The organism is Streptomyces sp. NPDC127084 (assembly GCF_042724175.1).
Classification (GTDB): domain Bacteria; phylum Actinomycetota; class Actinomycetes; order Streptomycetales; family Streptomycetaceae; genus Streptomyces.
Map to the genome: position 1 here is coordinate 1 of NZ_JBHXFA010000381.1, position 1,286 is coordinate 1,286.

Annotated in this window: 2 protein-coding genes; both read right to left on the bottom strand. The window is 66.9% G+C overall.

The window, feature by feature from the left end:
- Positions 1–34: 34 nt before the first annotated feature.
- Positions 35–922, bottom strand: coding sequence for an IS3 family transposase (locus tag ACFWI9_RS34385; protein ID WP_387169249.1), 888 nt, complete (start codon positions 920–922; stop codon positions 35–37).
- The gene (locus ACFWI9_RS34390; protein WP_387169252.1) at positions 919–1,218 is read right to left on the bottom strand and encodes a transposase; all 300 of its coding nucleotides are present in this window, start codon (positions 1,216–1,218) and stop codon (positions 919–921) included. Before ACFWI9_RS34390 ends, ACFWI9_RS34385 begins: the two co-directional genes overlap by 4 nt.
- Between the last annotated feature and the right edge of the window lie 68 nt (positions 1,219–1,286).

Consider the following 1,286-nt stretch of genomic DNA (forward strand, 5'->3'; position numbering starts at 1 on the left):
GTGAAGTTTCCCCGTGATCTCGGACACGTGATCGTTATGCTGCGAGGGTGTGCTGATGCCGCTGCCTGGTCTCGGCTGGGGTGAGGTAGCCGAAGGTCTTGTGCTTGCGCAGGCGGCGGCGGTTGTAGAAGGTCTCGATGAAGTTGAAGATGTCGGCCCGGGCGGTGGCCCGGTCGGGCCAGGTGCGGGTGCCGATCTCTTCTTTGAGTAGGGCCCAGAAGCTCTCCGCGGCGGCGTTGTCGAAGCATGATCCGGTGCGTCCGCAGCTCTGCCGCAGCCCCAACTCTCCTATTCGTTCCTGGAACTGGGTCGACGTATATTCGCTGCCGCGATCGCTGTGGATCACGCAGCCGGGTTCCAGTCCGCCTCGGCCGTGGGCCATGTCGAGTGCGTCGGCGACGAGTTCGGCGCGGTGGTGGTCGGCCATGGCGTAGCCGACGACCTCGCGTGTGGCCAGGTCCAGCCAGCAGGCGAGGTAGAGCCAGCCCTCGGCGGTGGGCAGGCAGGTGATGTCGCCGACCAGCTTGGTGCCGGGGGTATCGGCGTGGAAGTCGCGGCCGATCAGGTCCGGGGCCGGCCTGGCCTTCGCATCCGGCCGGGTCAGCGAGCGCCGTCTGCGTCGGGTGACTCCGCGGATGTCGCGCTCGCGCATCAGCCGGGCGACCCGTTTGCGGTTCACCCGTCGGCCCAGGCGGCGCAGTTCGGCGTGGATGCGCGGGACACCGTAGGTGCGGCGGGAGGCGATGTGCAGCACGGTGATCTCGTGCGCGAGAGCGTCGTCGGCGGCCTGACGAGCGTGGCGGGCGGCCTCGCCCTCGCGCCAGGCGTAGTAGGAGGAGCGGGCGACCTTCAGCACCCGACACAGCAGGACGATCGGATAGGTCGCCTTCTCCGCATGGATCAACCGGTACAGCTCGCTCACCGGTCGTTTTCCTTCACGAAGAAGGCCGTCGCTTTTTTCAGGATCTCGATCGTCTGCTGCTGCTCGCGGACCTCCTTGCGTAGCCGCTTGAGCTCCTCGTGCTCGGCGCTGGTCAGCTCACCAGACCCGCCCTCGCCCCGGTCTGCCTTCGCCCGGCGGTACCAGCCGCGCAGGGACTCGGAACTGATGCCGAGTTCCCGGGCGACGGCGGTGACGGTCTTGCCCGAGGAATCGACGAGCGCGATCGCGTCCCGCTTGAACTCCTCGGTGTACCGCTTCGTGTACTTGCTTCCCACCTGGTGCTACTTCCTCTGGAACCTCAAGATCCCAGTCTCCAGGTGTCCACGATCAAGGGGAAGCTTCA